Source organism: Pseudomonas sp. BN505 (assembly GCF_029873175.1).
Lineage (GTDB): Bacteria > Pseudomonadota > Gammaproteobacteria > Pseudomonadales > Pseudomonadaceae > Aquipseudomonas > Aquipseudomonas putida.
Window position 1 is genome coordinate 456,994 of the sequence record NZ_SSOI01000067.1, and the last position, 18,935, is coordinate 475,928.

General features: G+C 62.8%; 14 protein-coding genes. 11 read left to right on the top strand and 3 right to left on the bottom strand.

What is annotated here, in order from left to right:
• The first annotated feature begins 6 nt into the window (after nt 1-6).
• The 9 genes from E8E78_RS24600 to E8E78_RS24640 all read left to right on the top strand — a co-directional run bounded on the left by E8E78_RS24600 (nt 7) and on the right by E8E78_RS24640 (nt 13,667).
• On the top strand, nt 7-1,008 hold the full coding sequence (locus E8E78_RS24600) for a pilus assembly protein PilP (RefSeq protein WP_197863657.1): 1,002 nt from the start codon (nt 7-9) through the stop codon (nt 1,006-1,008).
• A complete protein-coding gene (locus E8E78_RS24605) occupies nt 932-2,200 on the top strand; it encodes a secretin N-terminal domain-containing protein (RefSeq protein ID WP_084966660.1) in 1,269 nt (422 codons plus the stop codon). Before E8E78_RS24600 ends, E8E78_RS24605 begins: the two co-directional genes overlap by 77 nt.
• Nucleotides 2,201-2,204: 4 nt before the next feature.
• Nucleotides 2,205-2,723: a shikimate kinase AroK gene (aroK, locus tag E8E78_RS24610; protein WP_024717571.1), complete on the top strand. Its 519-nt coding sequence runs from the start codon at nt 2,205-2,207 to the stop codon at nt 2,721-2,723.
• 97 nt (nt 2,724-2,820) lie between these two features.
• Entirely contained in the window at nt 2,821-3,918 is a 1,098-nt protein-coding gene (gene aroB / locus E8E78_RS24615; RefSeq protein WP_016502041.1) for a 3-dehydroquinate synthase, read from the top strand.
• Nucleotides 3,919-3,933: 15 nt separating this feature from the next.
• On the top strand, nt 3,934-5,538 hold the full coding sequence (locus E8E78_RS24620; RefSeq protein ID WP_049274628.1) for an AAA family ATPase: 1,605 nt from the start codon (nt 3,934-3,936) through the stop codon (nt 5,536-5,538).
• 373 nt (nt 5,539-5,911) lie between these two features.
• Entirely contained in the window at nt 5,912-10,357 is a 4,446-nt protein-coding gene (gene gltB, locus E8E78_RS24625) for a glutamate synthase large subunit (RefSeq protein WP_016502039.1), read from the top strand.
• A gap of 123 nt (nt 10,358-10,480) precedes the next feature.
• Complete coding sequence (locus E8E78_RS24630; RefSeq protein WP_016502038.1) at nt 10,481-11,899, top strand: FAD-dependent oxidoreductase; 1,419 nt, start codon at nt 10,481-10,483, stop codon at nt 11,897-11,899.
• Between the two features lie 238 nt (nt 11,900-12,137).
• Nucleotides 12,138-13,202 (top strand): uroporphyrinogen decarboxylase, encoded by a 1,065-nt coding sequence (gene hemE / locus E8E78_RS24635; RefSeq protein ID WP_049274627.1) that lies wholly within the window; start codon nt 12,138-12,140, stop codon nt 13,200-13,202.
• Nucleotides 13,203-13,319: 117 nt separating this feature from the next.
• Nucleotides 13,320-13,667: a NirD/YgiW/YdeI family stress tolerance protein gene (locus E8E78_RS24640; protein ID WP_049274626.1), complete on the top strand. Its 348-nt coding sequence runs from the start codon at nt 13,320-13,322 to the stop codon at nt 13,665-13,667.
• 116 nt (nt 13,668-13,783) lie between these two features.
• Here the strand turns inward: E8E78_RS24640 and E8E78_RS24645 are convergent, their stop codons facing one another.
• The gene (locus tag E8E78_RS24645; protein ID WP_232877009.1) at nt 13,784-14,971 is read right to left on the bottom strand and encodes an MFS transporter; all 1,188 of its coding nucleotides are present in this window, start codon (nt 14,969-14,971) and stop codon (nt 13,784-13,786) included.
• A gap of 165 nt (nt 14,972-15,136) precedes the next feature.
• Here E8E78_RS24645 and E8E78_RS24650 point away from each other — a divergent pair, with 165 nt between their 5' ends.
• Nucleotides 15,137-16,036, top strand: coding sequence for a LysR family transcriptional regulator (locus E8E78_RS24650; protein ID WP_016502034.1), 900 nt, complete (start codon nt 15,137-15,139; stop codon nt 16,034-16,036).
• A gap of 76 nt (nt 16,037-16,112) precedes the next feature.
• The gene (locus E8E78_RS24655; RefSeq protein ID WP_049274624.1) at nt 16,113-16,886 is read left to right on the top strand and encodes a ParA family protein; all 774 of its coding nucleotides are present in this window, start codon (nt 16,113-16,115) and stop codon (nt 16,884-16,886) included.
• Here E8E78_RS24655 and trxC read toward each other — a convergent pair.
• Together trxC and selO are read right to left on the bottom strand one after the other, a co-directional pair.
• On the bottom strand, nt 16,883-17,317 hold the full coding sequence (gene trxC / locus E8E78_RS24660; protein ID WP_049274623.1) for a thioredoxin TrxC: 435 nt from the start codon (nt 17,315-17,317) through the stop codon (nt 16,883-16,885). The two genes, E8E78_RS24655 and trxC, sit on opposite strands and share 4 nt — an antisense overlap.
• Nucleotides 17,318-17,453: 136 nt before the next feature.
• Nucleotides 17,454-18,914 carry a protein adenylyltransferase SelO gene (selO, locus tag E8E78_RS24665; RefSeq protein WP_049274622.1) on the bottom strand — a complete coding sequence of 487 codons (1,461 nt, stop codon included), beginning with the start codon at nt 18,912-18,914 and terminating at the stop codon, nt 17,454-17,456.
• Between the last annotated feature and the right edge of the window lie 21 nt (nt 18,915-18,935).

Consider the following 18,935-nt stretch of genomic DNA (forward strand, 5'->3'; position numbering starts at 1 on the left):
GCACCGATCCTTGCCTGGCTGGCGGTAGCCGAGCGTTCCAGAAGCATCAGGCGTATCGCGCCAGTGCTGGTCGCTGTGCTGGTGTTCGGCCTGGGTTGTGCGTTTCGCCTGCCACCAGGGTTACAGCAGCAGGTGCAGGAGGCGGCCAGGCACGCCACATTGAACGAGCAGCAGGCAGCCAGTGCGGCGCAAATGGTCGAGCTGGAGCGATTGCAGGCGTCTCTGGTTTTTGCCGAGCGGCGGTTGCTGGAGGCCCACTGGCACCTGGCCGCAGGGGAGGGCATGAGCGACCTGCTTGAGCGCCTGGCGGCTTCGGGGCATGCGCACGGGTTGCTGGTCGAGCGGTTCGACGTACAAGAAGCCGAGCAACAGGCAGGCTATTGGAAAGTACCGCTGGAAGTACAGGTGGTGGGGCGTTACGTGGACTTGCGTCAGTGGCTGGGCGACTGGCTGGGCCAGGCACGCCTGCTGCGCAGCGGTGACATGAACCTGGCCGCAGTCGAGGGTCAGCCCGGCCTATTGCGTCTGCAACTACGGGTCGATGCCTTCCAGGCCACCGCGCCCGTACCGGCACCTGACGTGCTTGCGCATATGCCGGCCATGGCCGCGACGCCAGTGCCTGCGGTCGACCCCTTCGCGCCAGGGGCGACGCGAACGGCTGGCTCCGGGCTGGCCAGCGTGCCGCTGGCGCAACTGGAAATGGTCGGCAGCCTGTCGCGAGGTGCGGCGCATGAGGCTCTGTTGATGGCGGCTGGCAGGCTCTATCGCGTGCGGGCAGGTGAGCGCTTGGGGCGTAACCACGGTGTGGTGGCGCGGATTGATCAAGGCCAGGTCGAAGTGCACGAACGGCTATTCATGGCAGGGGTGTGGCACGAGCGCACGGCGTTCATCACCCTTGCAAACCGCGTGGGCAAGGAGGCCCCGAACCAGAATGAAGAGAGTGATGAAATGGATGTTGGCAGCCCTGCTGCCGATCCCGCTGGTGTGGGCGACGCCTTACCAGGGTGAACCCCTGTCGTTGAACTTTCAGGATGTGGAGGTGCGTTCGGTGCTGCAGGTACTGGCCGATTATGCGGGCGTCAACCTGGTTGCCAGCGATGACGTGCAGGGCAGCGTGACCTTGAGGTTGCAGGACGTGCCCTGGGACCAGGCCCTTGACCTGGTGCTGCGCAGCAAGGGCCTTGCCCGGCAGCAAGAGGGCAATGTGCTGCTGGTGGCGCCTGCGGCAGCGTTTGCCCCACAGCCGTTTGATGCCCATGTCGGCCTGTTGCCGGATGCACAATTGCAGCCGTTACGTCGTGAATTGATACCGATCCACCATGCTAACGCCGCGGAACTGGTCGAGCTGTTGATGACCAGCCTGGCGGATGACAGCAGAGTCGCCGTTCGTGGCAGCCTGGGTGTCGATGAGCGCACCAACACCCTGGTGGCGCACCAGCCCGCCGACCGACTGGCCGAGTTGCGACAACTGGTCGCGCAGCTGGATGTGCCGGTGCGCCAGGTGGCGATCGAGGCACGTATCGTCGAGGCCAATGTCGACTACGAGAAAAGCCTGGGGGTGCGCTGGGGTGGGCCGCTGTACGGTGAAAACCTGCGGCCGGGCAAGGAGTTGTTCATCGACCTCGGCGTGGAGCGGGCGGGCAGCAGTGTCGGCCTGGGCCTGCTGCGCGGCGGCGTGCTCCTCGACCTGGAACTCAGCGCCATGGAAAAGAGCGGCAACGGCGAAATCATCTCGCAGCCCAAGGTGGTCACGGCCGACAAGGAAACGGCCAGGATCCTCAAAGGCACCGAGGTGCCATATCAGGAAACCAGTAAGAGCGGCGCCACCTCGGTCGCCTTTCGCGAAGCCTCGCTGTCGCTGGAGGTGACCCCGCAGATTACACCGGACAACAAGGTGATCATGGCGGTCCGGGTGACCAAGGACGAGCCGGATTACGTCAATGCCTTGAACAACGTACCGCCGATCCGCAAGAACGAGGTCAATGCCAAGGTTCGGGTGGCGGACGGCGAAACGATCGTGATCGGTGGCGTGTACTCGACTTCGCAAAACAATGTGGTCGACAAGGTGCCATTTTTAGGCGATCTGCCGTATGTTGGGCGGCTGTTTCGACGCGATGCATTACAAGAGAAAAAATCCGAGCTGCTGGTCTTCCTGACTCCGCGTATCATGAGTGACCAGGCGATTGCTGTGAGTCGTTGATTCTGTGCGAAATTTGATACTTGTGGGGCCCATGGGCGCTGGTAAAAGCACCATCGGACGCCTATTGGCCAAAGAGCTGCGCCTGCTGTTCAAGGATTCCGACAAGGAAATCGAACTGCGATGCGGCGCCAACATCCCGTGGATTTTCGACAAGGAAGGCGAGCCAGGTTTCCGTGAGCGCGAGCAGGCGATGATCGCCGAACTGTGCGCACTTGACGGCGTGGTCCTGGCCACCGGCGGTGGCGCTGTAATGCGCGAAGCCAACCGCCAGGCATTGCGCCGGGGCGGCCGGGTGATCTACCTGCATGCCTCGGTGGAACAGCAGGTGGGCCGTACCGCGCGTGATCGCAATCGCCCGCTGCTGCGCACCGCCAACCCCGAGGCGACCCTGCGCGCCCTGCTGGAAGCCCGCGACCCGCTCTACCGCGAGATCGCCGACGTGGTGGTGGAAACCGACGAGCGGCCGCCGCGCATGGTGGTGATCGATATTCTCGAACGCTTGCAGCAGTTGCCGCCCCGTTAACCCGGGACTATTCTCGGCCACCAGCGCCGAGGCGAGGTTCAACGATAGCGCGTGGGTTGCCCGAATGGCGCCGCGCCCAAGTACATTGTGGGGATACATGCAGACACTTAAGGTCGACCTGGGCGAGCGCAGCTACCCGATCTACATTGGCGAAGGCCTGCTGGACCAGCCCGAGCTGCTGGCACCGCACATTGCCGGCCGGCAGGTCGCCATCGTTTCCAACGAGACCGTCGCGCCCCTGTATCTCGAACGTCTGAGCAAGACCCTGGGTGCCTACTCGGTGCTGCCGGTGGTATTGCCCGATGGCGAAGCCCACAAGAACTGGGAAACGCTGCAGCTGATCTTCGACGGCCTGCTGACAGCCCGCCATGATCGTCGCACAACTGTGGTTGCCCTTGGCGGCGGCGTGATCGGCGACATGGCCGGCTTCGCTGCCGCCTGCTACCAGCGCGGTGTCGACTTCATCCAGGTACCGACCACCCTGCTTTCCCAGGTCGACTCGTCGGTGGGCGGCAAGACCGGTATCAACCACCCGCTGGGCAAGAACATGGTCGGTGCCTTCTATCAGCCCAATGCGGTGCTGATCGATACCACCAGCCTGAAGACCCTGCCGGCGCGCGAACTGTCTGCTGGCCTGGCCGAAGTGATCAAGTACGGCCTGATTTGCGACAAGCCGTTTCTCGGCTGGCTTGAAGACAACATGCAGGCCTTGCGCACCCTCGATTCGGCTGCCTTGACTGAAGCCATCCGCCGCTCCTGCGCGGCCAAGGCTGCAGTGGTCGGTGCCGACGAGCGCGAGTCCGGCGTGCGGGCCACCCTGAACCTGGGGCATACCTTCGGGCATGCCATCGAGACCCACATGGGCTACGGCGTGTGGCTGCACGGCGAAGCCGTGGCAGCGGGCACGGTGATGGCCCTGGAAATGTCCATGCGCCTTGGCTGGATCGACCAGGCCGAGCGCGATCGCGGAATCCGCCTGTTGCAGGACGCAGGTTTGCCGGTGGTGCCACCACAGGAAATGACCCCGGCGCATTTCATGGAGCACATGGCGGTCGACAAGAAAGTGATCGACGGCCGCTTGCGTCTGGTGCTGTTGCGCCAGATGGGCGAAGCCGTTGTGACCGACGACTATCCGAAAGAGATTCTTCAGGCCACGCTGTCGGCGGATTACCGCGCGATCGTGGCCCAGCTTTGAGGTTGTGACAGCGCAATGACCAGTTTGCATGCCGATGAGGCCTTTCTCGACCATTACCAGTTGAGCCACGATCCGTTCGCGCCCCGTGTGCCCGGCTTCAAGTTTTTCCCGGCCCAGCGCAAGCCCGTGCTTGGCCAACTGCACCACCTGGCGCGCTACAGCCAGCTGATGCTGGTGGTCAGCGGCCCGCTGGGCAGCGGCAAGTCGCTGCTGCGCCAGGCCCTGGTGGCCAGCACCAACAAGCAGGCTGTGCAGAGTGTGGTGGTGTCTGCCCGCAGTGCCAGCGATGCTTCCAGCATGCTTGCCCAGGTCGCGCAGGACCTGGGTGTGGCCCAGCCCGAAGTGCAGGCGATCCTGTCCAAGGTGGTGCAGCTGGCACTGACCGGGCAGGAAGTGTATTTGCTGGTGGACGATGCGGAACAACTCGACGAGTCGGCACTCCAAGCGTTGCTGGAGTTGGCGGCGGGGGTACCGGAAGGGCGCCCGCACGTGTTCCTGTTCGGTGAGCCTTCACTGATTGCCGGGCTGGACGAGCTCAATGTCGAGGAAGAACGCTTCCACATCATCGAGCTTGCCCCCTACAGTGAAGAAGAAACCCGCGAGTACCTGGAGCAGCGCCTGGAAGGGGCTGGCCGGGGCATCGAGGTGTTCAGCCGTGAACAGATCGTCGATATCCATGAACACTCCGACGGCTGGCCTGGCAACATCAACCAGGTCGCCCGTGACACTTTGATCGAAGCCATGATCGCCAGCCGTTCGACGGTCAAGCGACCATCCATGGGGTTCAAGATGCCTAAAAAACATGTGCTCGCGCTGTCCGCTGTGGTCGTGGTCGCTGTGGCGGCTGCGGTGTTGATGCCCAAGAAAGGTGACAAACCAACCGCTGAGGCGCCGGCCGCCCAGGCCCAGTTGCCGCTTGGCGATGGCAAGCAGGGTGCCAATATCGAGTTCTCCGGCTCTTCCCAGCCGATGCCGTTGCCGCTGGTTGGTCAGTCCCAGCCTGTAATGCGCGAACCGCTGGCCCAGGCCGCGGGCATGGGTGAGGGTGAAGAAGGCAGCCCGGCGGGTGACACTGCCCTGCAGCCTGGCAACCCGCCGCCAACCGTGACCACCATTGCGCCGCCGCAAGGCGTGCCAGCTGGCCCGGCACCTGTGCCTGCACAGCCTGTGGCTACTGCGCCGGTACAGCCGGTTGCGCCTGCGCCCAAGCCTGTTGCAACCCAGCCTGCGAAGCCGGTTGCACCTGCCAAGCCTGCACCCGCGCCTACCCAGGTCGCCGTTGCCAAGCCGGCCGCCAAGCCTGCCGAAAAACCTGCCGTCAGTGGCAGCGGCAACAGCGGCTGGTACTCCGCGCAGAAACCGGGCAATTACGTGGTGCAGATCCTGGGCACCAGCTCTGAGGCCTCGGCCCAGGCGTTCGTCAAGAACCAGGGTGGCGACTATCGCTACTTCAAGAAAAACCTGCAGGGCAAGCCGCTGTACGTAGTCACCTACGGCAGCTTCGCCAACCGCGATGCTGCGGTTGCGGCAATCAAGAACTTGCCAGAGAAGGTCCAGGCTGGTAAACCTTGGCCACGTACCGTCGGCAGCGTCCAACAAGAGCTGGCCACGGCCCGCTGATACCTTCCGGGCGGCATCACCCCGCCGCCCAGTTGCTGAGCGATTACTGACTTTCGAATAGCCTGCTGCGTTTCAACGCGGCAGGCTTTTCTGTCCCAGACTGCCGGCCACAAGCCCCTAGTTGCAGTCATGGCTGAAACGCTTCAGACTCGAGCCAAGCCGTTATCACGGCGCATGGCGCAAAAACATTCAAAATTGCGACATAAATTTTCAATGGTGAGACATGAAAATTTGTGGGCATCGCTGTCGCTGTGCAACAATGGTTTTCCATGACCACCGCAAAAAAGCTGGCGTTTGATCGGCGTGGATGGTAAGTGGTTGTTAAAAAAGAGATTTGCCTCCGTTGAGAGGTGAACCTGGTGAGAATGTGTCTATGAAAACAGGTCTGTACCATCCCGAAGAATTCAAGGACAACTGTGGTTTTGGCCTGATCGCCCATATGACGGGCGTACCGAGCCACCACCTTCTGCAAACCGCCATGCAGGCGCTGACTTGCATGACCCACCGCGGCGGTATCAATGCCGACGGCAAGACCGGCGACGGTTGCGGTCTGCTCATGCAGAAGCCCGATCAATTCCTGCGAGCCGTGGCCCAGGAACACTTCGCCGTCGAACTGCCCAAGCAGTACGCCGTCGGCATGGTGTTCTTCAACCAGGACCCGGTCAAAGCCGAAGCTGCCCGCGCCAACATGGACCGCGAAATCCTCGCCGCTGGCCTGAAACTGGTCGGCTGGCGCAAGGTACCGATCGACACCAGCGTACTCGGCCGCCTGGCCCTGGAGCGCCTGCCGCAGATCGAGCAGGTGTTCATCGGCGGTGAAGGCCTGAGCGACCAGGAATTTGCTATCAAGCTGTTCAGTGCCCGTCGCCGTTCGTCGGTGGCTAACGCCCACGACAGCGACCACTACATCTGCAGCTTCTCGCACAAGACCATCATCTACAAAGGCCTGATGATGCCGCGCGATCTCGCGGCGTTTTATCCAGACCTGGGTGACGAGCGCCTGCAAACCGCGATCTGCGTGTTCCACCAGCGCTTCTCCACCAACACCCTGCCGAAATGGCCGCTGGCACAGCCATTCCGCTTCCTCGCCCACAACGGCGAGATCAACACCATCACCGGCAACCGCAACTGGGCCATGGCCCGTCGCACCAAGTTCGCCAATGACCAGATTCCCGACCTCGAAGAGCTCGGCCCGCTGGTCAACCGCGTCGGTTCCGACTCGTCGAGCATGGACAACATGCTGGAGCTGATGGTGACCGGTGGCATCGACCTGTTCCGCGGCGTGCGCATGCTGGTACCGCCAGCCTGGCAGAACGTCGAGACCATGGACGCCGACCTGCGCGCCTTCTACGAATACAACTCCATGCACATGGAGCCGTGGGATGGCCCGGCCGGTATCGTCATGACCGAAGGCCGCCACGCGGTGTGCCTGCTCGACCGCAACGGCCTGCGCCCGGCGCGCTGGGTGACCACCACCAATGGCTACATCACCATCGCCTCGGAAATCGGCGTATGGGGTTACCAGCCTGAGGAAGTGCTGGCCAAGGGCCGTGTCGGCCCGGGTCAGATCCTCGCCGTGGACACTGAAACCGGCCAGATCCTCGACACCGACGCCATCGACAACCGCCTGAAGTCGCGCCACCCTTACAAGCGCTGGCTGCGTCAGCACGCTACCCGCATTCAGGCGACGCTGACCGACGACCAGGGCGCGGCCAGCTACGACGCTGACCAGCTCAAGCAATACATGAAGATGTTCCAGGTCACCTTCGAAGAGCGTGACCAGGTGCTGCGCCCGCTGGGTGAGCAGGGCCAGGAAGCCGTTGGCTCGATGGGTGACGACACGCCGATGGCCGTGCTGTCGCAGCGTGTGCGTTCGCCGTTCGACTTCTTCCGCCAGCAGTTCGCCCAGGTGACCAACCCGCCGATCGACCCGCTGCGCGAAGCCATCGTGATGTCGCTGGAGATCTGCCTGGGCGCCGAGCGCAACATCTTCCAGGAGTCCCCGGAGCATGCTTCGCGGGTCATCCTCAGCTCGCCGGTCATCTCGCCCGCCAAGTGGCGTTCGCTGATGAACCTGGAGCGTGAAGGTTTTGACCGTCAGCTGATCGACCTCAACTATGAGCAGAGCGTCGGCCTGGAAGCGGCCATTCGCAACATCGCCGACCAGGCTGAAGAAGCCGTGCGCGCTGGCAAGACCCAGCTGGTGCTGAGCGACCGCTACATCGCCCCGGGCAAGCTGCCGGTGCACGCATCGCTGGCCGTTGGCGCGGTACACCACCGCCTGACCGAACAGGGCCTGCGGTGCGACAGCAACATCCTGGTGGAAACCGCCACCGCCCGCGACCCGCACCACTTTGCCGTGCTGCTGGGCTTCGGTGCCTCGGCCGTTTACCCGTACCTGGCGTATGAAGTACTGGCCGACCTGATCCGTACTGGCGAAGTGCTGGGCGACCTGGACGAAGTGTTCAAGTACTACCGCAAGGGCATCTCCAAGGGCCTGCTGAAGATCCTGTCGAAGATGGGTATCTCCACCATCGCCTCGTACCGCGGTGCGCAGCTGTTCGAAGCCATCGGCCTGGCCGAGGAAGTGGTCGGCCTGAGCTTCAAGGGCGTGTCCAGCCGCATCAAGGGCGCGCGCTTCGTAGACCTGGAAAGCGACCAGAAGCTGCTGGCGGCCGAAGCCTGGAGCGCGCGCAAGCCGATCCAGCAAGGTGGCCTGCTGAAGTTTGTCCACGGTGGCGAGTACCACGCCTACAACCCTGACGTGGTCAACACCCTGCAAGCCGCCGTGCAGCAGGGCGACTACGCCAAGTTCAAGGAATACACCACGCTGGTAGACCAGCGCCCGGTGTCGATGATCCGTGACCTGCTCAAGGTGAAAGTGGCCGACCAGCCACTGGCGCTGGAGCAGATCGAGCCGCTGGAGGCCATCCTCAAGCGCTTCGACTCCGCCGGTATCTCGCTGGGTGCACTGTCGCCAGAGGCTCACGAAGCGCTGGCCGAGGCGATGAACCGCCTGGGCGCGCGTTCCAACTCCGGTGAAGGCGGTGAAGACCCGTCCCGCTACGGCACCATCAAGAGCTCCAAGATCAAGCAGGTGGCCACCGGCCGCTTTGGTGTGACCCCGGAATACCTGGTGAACGCCGAAGTGCTGCAGATCAAGGTTGCCCAGGGCGCCAAGCCGGGTGAAGGCGGCCAGTTGCCAGGCGGCAAGGTCAACGGCCTGATCGCCAAGCTGCGTTATGCGGTACCGGGCGTGACCCTGATCTCGCCACCGCCGCACCACGACATCTATTCGATCGAAGACCTGGCCCAGCTGATCTACGACCTCAAGCAGGTCAACCCGCAGGCCCTGGTGTCCGTCAAGCTGGTGGCAGAGGCCGGCGTGGGCACCATCGCCGCTGGCGTTGCCAAGGCCTATGCCGACCTGATCACCATCTCCGGTTATGACGGTGGTACCGGTGCTTCGCCGCTGACCTCGATCAAGTACGCCGGCGCCCCGTGGGAACTGGGCCTGGCCGAAACCCACCAGACCCTGCGCGGCAACGACCTGCGCGGCAAGGTACGGGTACAGACCGACGGCGGCCTGAAAACCGGCCTGGACGTGATCAAGGCGGCCATCCTCGGCGCCGAAAGCTTCGGCTTCGGTACCGCGCCAATGATCGCCCTGGGCTGCAAGTACCTGCGCATCTGCCACCTGAACAACTGCGCCACCGGCGTAGCCACCCAGAACGACAAGCTGCGCAAGGACCACTACATCGGCACCGTCGACATGGTGATCAACTTCTTTACCTTCGTCGCCGAAGAAACCCGTGAGTGGCTGGCCAAGCTGGGCGTGCGCAGCCTGGGCGAGCTGATCGGCCGTACCGACCTGCTCGAAATGCTGCCAGGCGATACCGAGCGCCAGCAGTACCTGGACCTGTCGCCGCTGCTGGGCAGCTCGCACATTCCTGCGGACAAGCCGCAGTTCTGCGAAGTCGACAAGAACCCGCCGTTCGACAAAGGCGAGCTGGCCGAGAAGATGGTGGACATGGCCCTGCCGGCGATCCGCGATCAGGCCGGTGGCGAGTTCAACCTCGACATCTGCAACTGCGACCGTTCCATCGGTGCCCGTATCTCTGGCGAAATCGCCAAGCTGTACGGCAACCAGGGCATGGCCGCCAACCCGATCACCTTCCGCTTCAAGGGTACTGCCGGCCAGAGCTTCGGCGTATGGAACGCCGGTGGCCTGAACCTGCACCTGCAAGGCGATGCCAACGACTACGTCGGCAAAGGCATGACCGGTGGCAAGGTCACCATCGTGCCGCCAGCCGGCAGCCCGTTCGAAACCCAGCACAGCGCCATCGTCGGCAACACCTGCCTGTACGGTGCCACTGGCGGCAAGCTGTTTGCCGCAGGCACTGCGGGCGAGCGCTTCGCTGTGCGTAACTCCGGCGCCCACGCTGTTGTCGAGGGCACTGGCGATCACTGCTGTGAGTACATGACCGGCGGCTTTGTCTGCGTCCTGGGCAAGACCGGTTACAACTTCGGTTCTGGCATGACTGGCGGCTTCGCCTACGTGCTCGACATGGACAATAGCTTCGTCGACAAGCTCAACCACGAGCTGGTGGAAATCCAGCGTATCAGTGGTGAAGCGATGGAGGCCTACCGCAGCCACCTGGCGCGCGTCCTTGGCGAGTATGTGGAAGAAACCGGCAGCGAGTGGGGGCGTGAGCTCTCCGAGAACCTGGACGACTACGTGCGGCGCTTCTGGCTGGTGAAGCCGAAGGCAGCCAACCTGAAGCAACTGTTGTCCAGCACCCGTGCCAACCCGCAGTAAAAACAGCTGCAAGTGGCAAGCCTCAAGCTGCACGTAAAGGCAGTACGAGGTTTGCCCGGCTTAAGTGATCGTCTTGCGGCTTGCAGCGTGTAGCTTGCAGCTGCTGTAAAGAGGTTTTGAAAAATGGCTGAACGTCTGAATAACGACTTCCAGTTCATCGAAGTGGGCCGCAAGGACCCGAAGAAAAAGCTGCTGCGCCAGCGCAAGAAGGAGTTCGTGGAAATCTACGAACCGTTCAAGCCGCAGCAGTCCGTAGACCAGGCGCACCGCTGCCTGGGCTGTGGTAACCCGTATTGCGAATGGAAGTGCCCGGTGCACAACTTCATCCCCAACTGGTTGAAGCTGGTGTCCGAAGGCAACATCCTGGCTGCGGCCGAGCTGTCGCACCAGACCAACACCCTGCCGGAAGTGTGTGGCCGCGTGTGCCCGCAAGACCGTCTGTGTGAAGGTGCCTGCACCCTGAACGACGGCTTCGGCGCGGTGACCATCGGTTCGGTGGAGAAGTACATCACCGACACCGCCTTCGCTATGGGCTGGCGCCCGGACATGTCCAAGGTCAAGCCAACCGGCAAGCGCGTCGCCATCATCGGTGCCGGCCCGGCTGGCCTGGGCTGCGCAGACGTGCTGGTACGCGCTGGGGTAACCCCGGTGGTCTTCGACAAGAACCCGGAAATCGGCGGCCTGCTGACCTTTGGCATCCCTGAGTTCAAGCTGGAAAAGACCGTGCTCAGCAACCGCCGTGAAGTGTTCACCGGCATGGGCATCGAGTTCCGCCTGAACACCGAGGTGGGCACCGACATCACCATGGAGCAGCTGCTCGCCGAGTACGACGCAGTCTTCATGGGCATGGGCACCTACACCTACATGAAGGGCGGCTTCCCGGGCGAGGACCTGCCGGGCGTGCATGACGCGCTGGACTTCCTGATCGCCAACGTCAACCGCAACCTGGGCTTCGAGAAGTCGCCGGAAGACTTCGTCGACATGCGGGGCAAGAAGGTTGTGGTGCTGGGCGGTGGTGACACCGCAATGGACTGCAACCGCACGTCGATCCGCCAGGGCGCGCAAGCGGTCACCTGCGCCTATCGCCGTGACGAGGCCAACATGCCGGGTTCGCGCAAAGAGGTGAAAAACGCCAAGGAAGAGGGCGTGAAGTTCCTCTACAACCGCCAGCCCATCGCCATCGTCGGCGAGGACAAGGTGGAAGGTGTGAAGGTGGTGGAGACCCGTCTCGGCGAGCCGGATGCCCGTGGCCGCCGCAGCCCTGAGCCGATCCCGGGTTCCGAAGAGATCCTGCCGGCCGATGCCGTGGTGATCGCCTTCGGCTTCCGCCCAAGCCCGGCGCCGTGGTTCGAGCAGCATGGCATCCAGCTGGACAGCCAGGGCCGCGTGGTAGCGCCGGAGAAGGGCAAGTTCAAGCACCAGACCAGCAACCCGAAAGTGTTTGCCGGTGGCGACATGGTGCGCGGTTCGGACTTGGTGGTGACGGCGATCTTCGAAGGGCGTACGGCTGCGGAAGGTATCCTGGACTATCTGGAAGTCTGATCCATTGTTGGGGCCGCTTCGCGGCCCATCGCGGCACAAGGCCGCTCCTACAGGAGATATGCGATTCCCTGTAGGAGCGGCCTTGTGCCGCGAATAGGGCTGCAAAGCAGCCCCCAGGGCATTTTTGTATACAAAAACGCTTGATCTGTGGCATCCAATAGACAAAACGCATGGCCATGGCCGTGCCTTTTGCGCTGGCGTCTGAGAAAATGCCCGCACTATTTTTCCGGATGCCGACATGACTGCCCTGAAGAACGACCGTTTCCTGCGTGCACTGCTCAAGCAACCTGTAGACGTCACCCCGGTGTGGATGATGCGCCAGGCCGGGCGTTACCTGCCGGAGTACCGCGCCAGCCGCGCCAAGGCCGGTGACTTCATGAGCCTGTGCATGAACCCGCAGTTTGCCTGCGAGGTCACCCTGCAGCCGCTGGAGCGCTACCCGCTGGACGCGGCGATCCTGTTCTCGGACATCCTCACCATCCCCGATGCCATGGGCCTGGGCCTGTACTTCGAAACCGGTGAAGGTCCGCGTTTCAAGAAAGTCATCAGCACCCCGGCCGACATCGAAGCGTTGCCGATCCCCGACCCGCAGAAAGATCTGGGCTATGTGATGGACGCGGTCAGCACCATCCGCCGCGAACTGAACGGCCGCGTGCCGCTGATCGGCTTCTCGGGCAGCCCGTGGACCCTGGCCACCTACATGGTCGAAGGCGGCTCGTCGAAGGACTTCCGCAAGACCAAGGCCATGGCCTACGACAACCCGCAAGCCCTGCACCTGCTGCTGGACAAGCTGGCCCAGTCAGTCACCAGCTACCTCAACGGCCAGATCCTTGCCGGCGCCCAGGCTGTGCAGATCTTCGACACCTGGGGCGGCAACCTGTCTGCGGCGGCCTATCAGGAATTCTCCCTGGCCTACATGCGCAAGATCGTCAGCGGCCTGATCCGCGAACACGAAGGGCGCAAGGTGCCGGTGATCCTGTTCACCAAAAACGGCGGCCTGTGGCTGGAAAGCATTGCTGAAGCCGGTGCCGACGCACTGGGCCTGGACTGGACTTGCGAAATCGGCGATGCCCGCCGCCGCGTGGGCGACAAAGTAGCCTTGCAAGGCAACATGGACCCGACCGTGCTTTACGCCAAGCCGGAAGCCATCCGCCAGGAAGTGGCGCGCATCCTGGCCAGCTACGGCCACGGCACCGGCCATGTGTTCAACCTTGGCCACGGCATTACCCCGGAAGTCGACCCGGAGCACGCTGGCGTGTTCATCAATGCCGTTCACGAGCTGTCTGCGCAGTACCACCTGTGAGTTGAATGCTGAAAACAAAAAGCCCGGCCCTGTACCGGGCTTTTTGTTGCATTAAGTTTTAATTCAGCGATCGTCGGTAATCTGGTCCCATCGAAACCGAAACAGGACCCGATCCCCATGAAAGCACGTTATTTCGCCCTGATCCTCGCCCCTCTGTTCAGCACCGCTGCTCTGGCCGCAACCTATACCGGCCCTGGCGCCCAGTCTGTCACCACTGTTGCGGCTGCCAACGATGCCGCCGATGACACGCCTGTGGTGCTGCAGGGGTATGTGACCAAGAAGATCAACAACGACGACAAGTACGAGTTCAAGGACAACACCGGCACCCTCACTGTTGAAATCGACGACGAAGACTTGCCACCGACGCCGTTCAACGACAAGACCAAGGTGAAGCTGACCGGTGAGGTGGAAAAGCACCTGATGAGCCGGGAAGTGGATGTGGATATTGTCGAGATCATCAACTGATCTGATGGCCCAATCGCCGGCAAGCCAGCTCCCACAAGTACTCCACAGGTCATGAGCCTTGTGGGTTCCTGTGGGAGCTGGCTTGCCGGCGATTGGGCTGCGAAGCAGCCCCATGCTCAGGCTGTCTTGGGTGGTAACTTGCTCAGGTGCAGCGCCACCAGCAACGCCACGGCTAACAAGCTGCCAATGAACAGTCCTATGCCGTTCCAGCCCCACTGGTGCCAGAACACCCCGCCCGCCGTACCGGCCACGCTGGACCCTGCGTAATAGCTGAACAGGTACAGCGACGATGCCTGCCCCTTGGCCTTCAGCGCCCGGCGGCCGATCCAGCTGCTGGCCACCGAGTGCGCGCCAAAGAAGCCGAAGGTGAACACCAGCATGCCCACAATCACCATCGCCAGCGGGCTGGCCAGGGTCATTAGCAAGCCACCCGCCATCACCACGATACTGGCCCAGAACACCTTGCGCCGGCCCAGCTTGTCCGCCAGCGCGCCGACTTGTGCCGAGCTGTAGATGCCGGACAGGTAGACCACCGACAGCAAGCCCACCAGCGCCTGGTTCATATGGTAAGGCTCGGCCAGCAAGCGGTAGCCGATGTAGTTGAACAGGGTGACGAAGGCGCCCATCAGCAGGAAGGCTTCAAGGAACAGCCAAGGCAGCCCGGCATCCTTGAAGTGCATGACAAAACCGTCCAGCAGGCTGCGCGGGTTCATCATCTGCGGGCGGAAGTTGCGCGATTCGGGCAGCACCTTCCAGAAAACCAGTGCGGCGACCAAGGCCAGGCCACCGATGGTCAGCATTGCCGTGTGCCAGCTGACGAAGTCGATCAGCACGCCGGTAATCAGCCGGCCGCTCATGCCGCCAATGGCGTTGCCGCCGATGTACAGGCCCATGGCCAGGCCGATGTGCTGTGGGTGGATTTCTTCGCTCAGGTAGGTCATGGCCACGGCAGCCAAGCCGCTCAGTGACAGACCAACCAGGGCGCGGGTGGCCAGTACCAGTTCCCAGCTTGGCATCACCGCGCTGGCCAGGGTGGAGAGGGCGGCGCAAACCAGGGCAAAGACCATCACCGGCTTGCGCCCGATACGGTCAGAAATGGGGCCGGTGATCAACAGGCCGAACGCCAGCATGGCGGTGGACACCGACAGTACCAGGCTGCTCTGGGCCGCGTTGATGGAAAATTCCTTCGACAGCAGCGGCATCATCGGCTGCACGCAGTACAGCAGGGCGAAGGTGGCGAAGCCGCCGCTGAACAGCGCCAGCACGGTCTTCATGAAGGCGGGGGTGCCTTTTTCGATCCACATTTCGTTCAGTAGAGCAGGTTCTGGCTCGGCGGGAAGGGGGGCTACAGCAGTTTTCACGGGCGGGTACCTCTGGCGCAATGAAAAAAGCATATAGCTGGCTAATGATTAGATCCAATATATTGTTCGACCTATTTAAGACGTTTTTCGAATCATTTGGAGCTGATCATGGAGCTGCGTCATCTGCGTTACTTCATCGCCGTGGCCGAAGAACTGCACTTTGGTCGTGCCGCCCAGCAACTGGGTATTTCCCAGCCGCCCCTGAGCCAGCAGATCCAGGCCCTGGAACAGGAACTGGGGGCCAGGCTGTTCGAGCGTACCAACCGTCGGGTGGAACTGAGCGAGGCAGGGCGGCTGTTCCTCGAAGAGGCCCGTCAGGTGCTGGCGCAGGTGGAGAAGGCCGCCGACGTGGCTCGGCGCGCGCAGTTGGGGGAGCTGGGCGAGATGAAGATCGGCTTTACCTCGTCGGCCCCGTTCACCTCGAAGATTCCCAAGGCCATTCATGCCTTCCGCCAGCGCTTCCCGGCGGTGCACCTGAACCTCAAGGAAATGAGCAGCCGCGATGTGGCCGAAGGGGTGTTCGACGAGTCCATCGAAGTGGGGCTGATGCGGCCGATGCCGTTGCCAGAAGGGTTGGTGGCCACCGAGTTGTTCCGCGAGCCGCTGGTGGCGGTCATCAACGCATCGCATCCGCTGGCTGAAAGCACTGAGCAAGGGGTGCACATGGCGGCGCTGGCCCACGAGCCGTTCGTATTCTTCCCGCGCAGTTATGGCAGCGGCCTGCATGCCCAATTGCTCAGCCTGGCGCGGCAGGCAGGCTTCAGCCCGCACTTTGCCCAAGAGGCCGGGGAGGCGATGACCATCATCGGCCTGGTGTCGGCGGGGCTGGGGGTGTCGGTGTTACCGGCGTCGTTCCAGCGCATGCGCATCGAAGGCGTGGTGTACCGCACGCTGCTGGATGAGGGGGCGATGTCGGCGGTGTGGCTGGTGCAGCGCGAGCGCGGCAATTCGGTGATGGCCAAGGCGTTTGCCGAGCTGTTGACGGGGCAGGTGGTCGGCCAGGGGTGATGCAGGCCAAATGGCACTGGCCATTGCCGCAGTGCCGCCACATACTCGGGCATTCGTTGAAACACGGAGGTCAATCATGCGGCGCGTGGTGTTCAATCAGAAAGGTGGCGTGGGCAAGTCGAGCATCGCCTGCAACCTGGCGGCGGTCAGTGCCAATGAAGGCTATCGGACCTTGTTGATCGACCTGGATGCCCAGGCCAACTCGACCCAGTACCTCACCGGCCTGACCGGCGAGGACATCCCCATGGGTATCGCCGACTTCTTCAAGCAAAGCCTGTCCAGCGGGCCGTTCAGCAAGAAGAACAAGGTCGACATCTACGAAACCCCGTTCGACAACCTGCACGTGGTCACGGCCACTGCCGAGTTGGCCGACCTGCAGCCCAAGCTTGAGGCCAAGCACAAGATCAACAAGCTGCGTAAGTTGCTCGACGAGCTGGACGAGGACTACGAGCGTATCTACATCGATACCCCGCCGGCGCTTAACTTCTACGCGGTTTCCGCGTTGATCGCGGCTGATCGTGTGCTGATCCCCTTTGACTGCGACAGCTTCTCGCGCCAGGCCCTGTACGGCCTGCTGGCCGAGATCGAAGACCTCAAGGAAGACCACAACGAAGACCTGATGGTCGAAGGCATCGTGGTCAACCAGTTCCAGTCGCGTGCCAGCCTGCCGCAGCAGATGCTCGACGAGCTGCTGGCCGAAGGCCTGCCGGTGCTTCCGGTGTACCTGGGCAGCTCGGTGAAGATGCGCGAATCGCACCACGCCAGCCTGCCGCTGATTCACCTGGAGCCGCGGCACAAACTGACTCAGCAGTTTGTCGAGTTGCATTCGTTACTCGAAGAGAACGCTTAAACCCCTTGGCTACGCACCCACTCCAGCAACGACTGGAGTGGAAACGCCCCGGCCTGGCGGCTGATTTCGCGCCCGTTCTTGAACAGCAGCAAGCTGGGGATCGAGCGTATGCCCAGTTGCCCGGCGAGGTTGCGGTTGGCTTCGCTGTCGAGCTTGGCCAGACGGCAGCGGCCGGCAAGTTGGCGGGCAGCCTGTTCGAAGGTGGGGGCGAAGGATTTGCACGGGCCGCACCAGTCGGCCCAGATGTCGACCAGCAGCGGCAGGTCGCCTTTGATCTGGCTGGCGTAGCTGGCTTCGGTGAGCTCGAAGGGGGTGCTCAACAGCACCTCCTGTTTGCAGCGGCCGCATTTCGGGGCATCGCCCAGGCGCTCGGCGGGGAGGCGGTTGAGGCCGTTGCAGTGGGGGCAGGGGATTACCAGTGGGTCGGACATATCAATTCCTTGTGTTGTTTGTTCGGGCCCTATCGCCGGCAAGCCAGCTCCCACAGGGGTACCGCTTGCCTCAAGTCTGGCACGTTACCTGTGGGAGCTGGCTTGCCGGCGATAGGGCCGGTAGAGCAATCATCAATCAGGAAGAGCAGCTGATTTCCAGGTGCTTGCCCCATTCCGGCGGCCGCTCGGCGTAGGCCTGCATCCCGGGCTGCTCCTCGAAGGGTCTGGTCAGTACCTGGTGCAATTGCCGCACCTCACTGTAGTCCCCCGCTTCAGCCGCTTCGATGGCTTTCTGCGCCAGGTAGTTGCGCAGCACATACAGCGGGTTCACCGCATGCATCCGTTCACGGCGGCCTTCGGCATTGCCGGGTTCACGTTCACAGCGGGCCAGGTAATCTGCACCCCAGGCATCGAAGCCGGCCAGGTCGATGAAGTCGTCGCGCACCACTTTCAGCGCATCGGCCACCGGCTGCTCACCGAGTTTTCGGAAGAACAGGCTGTAGTCCACGCCGCCACGCTGCATGCACTGCAGCAGGCGCTCGACCAGCGCCATGTCGTCGTCCTCGGCAGTGGTCAGGCCCAGACGCCGGCGCATCAGGTCCAGATAATGGGCCTGGTACAGCGGCAGGAACAGCCCCAACGCTTCCTTCAACGGCTCAACTTCGATCACGGTGGTCAGGGCCTGGGCCAGCGCGCTGAGGTTCCAGTGGGCGATGGGCACCTGGTTGGCGTAGCTGTAGCGGCCACGGTCGTCGGAGTGGTTGCAGATGAAGTTGGCGTCGAAGTCGTCCAGGAAGGCGTAAGGGCCGAAGTCGAAGGTGATGCCCAGGATCGACATGTTGTCGGTGTTCATCACCCCGTGGCAGAAGCCATAGGCCTGCCAGCGGGCAATCAGTTCGGCGTTGCGCTCGACGATGGTGTGGAACATGGCCAGGTACGGTTGTTCGGCGTCACGGCATTCGGGGTAGTGCTGCTCAAGGACATGGTCGATCAGCACGCGCTGCTGCTCGGGCTGCTTGGTGTAGTAGAAATACTCGAAATGGCCGAAACGCACATGGCTCTGCGCCAGGCGCGTGAGCATGGCGGCGCTTTCGCGGGTTTCACGCCACACCGCGGTGCTGGAGCCGATCACGCACAACGCCCGGCTGCTTGGGATACCCAGTGCGTGCAAGGCTTCCGAGGCAAGGAATTCGCGTATCGACGAGCGCAGCACGGCGCGGCCATCGCCCATGCGTGAGTAAGGGGTCTGGCCGGCGCCCTTGAGGTGCAGGTCCCAGTGCTCGCCTTTGTCGTTGAGTACTTCGGCCAGCAGCAGGCCGCGGCCATCGCCCAGCCGTGGGTTGTACGAGCCGAACTGGTGGCCGGAATAGACCATCGCCCGTGGGTCGGCTTCTTCCCACAGCTTGTGGCCGCTGAACAGCTCGGCGAACACCGGCAGGTCGGCCTGGGCGGGGTCGAGCTCGAGCAAGGCCATGGCCGACTCGCTGGCTACCACCAGGCGCGGGTCTGCAATGGGCTCGGGCAGCACCTGGGTGGAGAACGCATCGCCCAGGCGGGCGAAGCGGTTGTCGAAGGTGAGTTGGTCGAGGGCTTTCACGGGCTGCTCCTGAGATTCAGC

Bases quoted from the DNA above. Each gene is read 5' to 3' on its own strand.
- E8E78_RS24605 (WP_084966660.1), top strand. From the start codon at position 932: ATGAAGAGAGTGATGAAATGGATGTTGGCAGCCCTGCTGCCGATCCCG.
- gltB (WP_016502039.1), top strand. From the start codon at position 5,912: ATGAAAACAGGTCTGTACCATCCCGAAGAATTCAAGGACAACTGTGGT.
- trxC (WP_049274623.1), bottom strand. From the start codon at position 17,317: ATGTCCGACCCACTGGTAATCCCCTGCCCCCACTGCAACGGCCTCAAC.
- aroB (WP_016502041.1), top strand. From the start codon at position 2,821: ATGCAGACACTTAAGGTCGACCTGGGCGAGCGCAGCTACCCGATCTAC.
- E8E78_RS24650 (WP_016502034.1), top strand. From the start codon at position 15,137: ATGGAGCTGCGTCATCTGCGTTACTTCATCGCCGTGGCCGAAGAACTG.
- E8E78_RS24645 (WP_232877009.1), bottom strand. From the start codon at position 14,971: ATGTGGATCGAAAAAGGCACCCCCGCCTTCATGAAGACCGTGCTGGCG.
- E8E78_RS24630 (WP_016502038.1), top strand. From the start codon at position 10,481: ATGGCTGAACGTCTGAATAACGACTTCCAGTTCATCGAAGTGGGCCGC.
- E8E78_RS24640 (WP_049274626.1), top strand. From the start codon at position 13,320: ATGAAAGCACGTTATTTCGCCCTGATCCTCGCCCCTCTGTTCAGCACC.
- hemE (WP_049274627.1), top strand. From the start codon at position 12,138: ATGACTGCCCTGAAGAACGACCGTTTCCTGCGTGCACTGCTCAAGCAA.
- E8E78_RS24620 (WP_049274628.1), top strand. From the start codon at position 3,934: ATGACCAGTTTGCATGCCGATGAGGCCTTTCTCGACCATTACCAGTTG.
- E8E78_RS24655 (WP_049274624.1), top strand. From the start codon at position 16,113: ATGCGGCGCGTGGTGTTCAATCAGAAAGGTGGCGTGGGCAAGTCGAGC.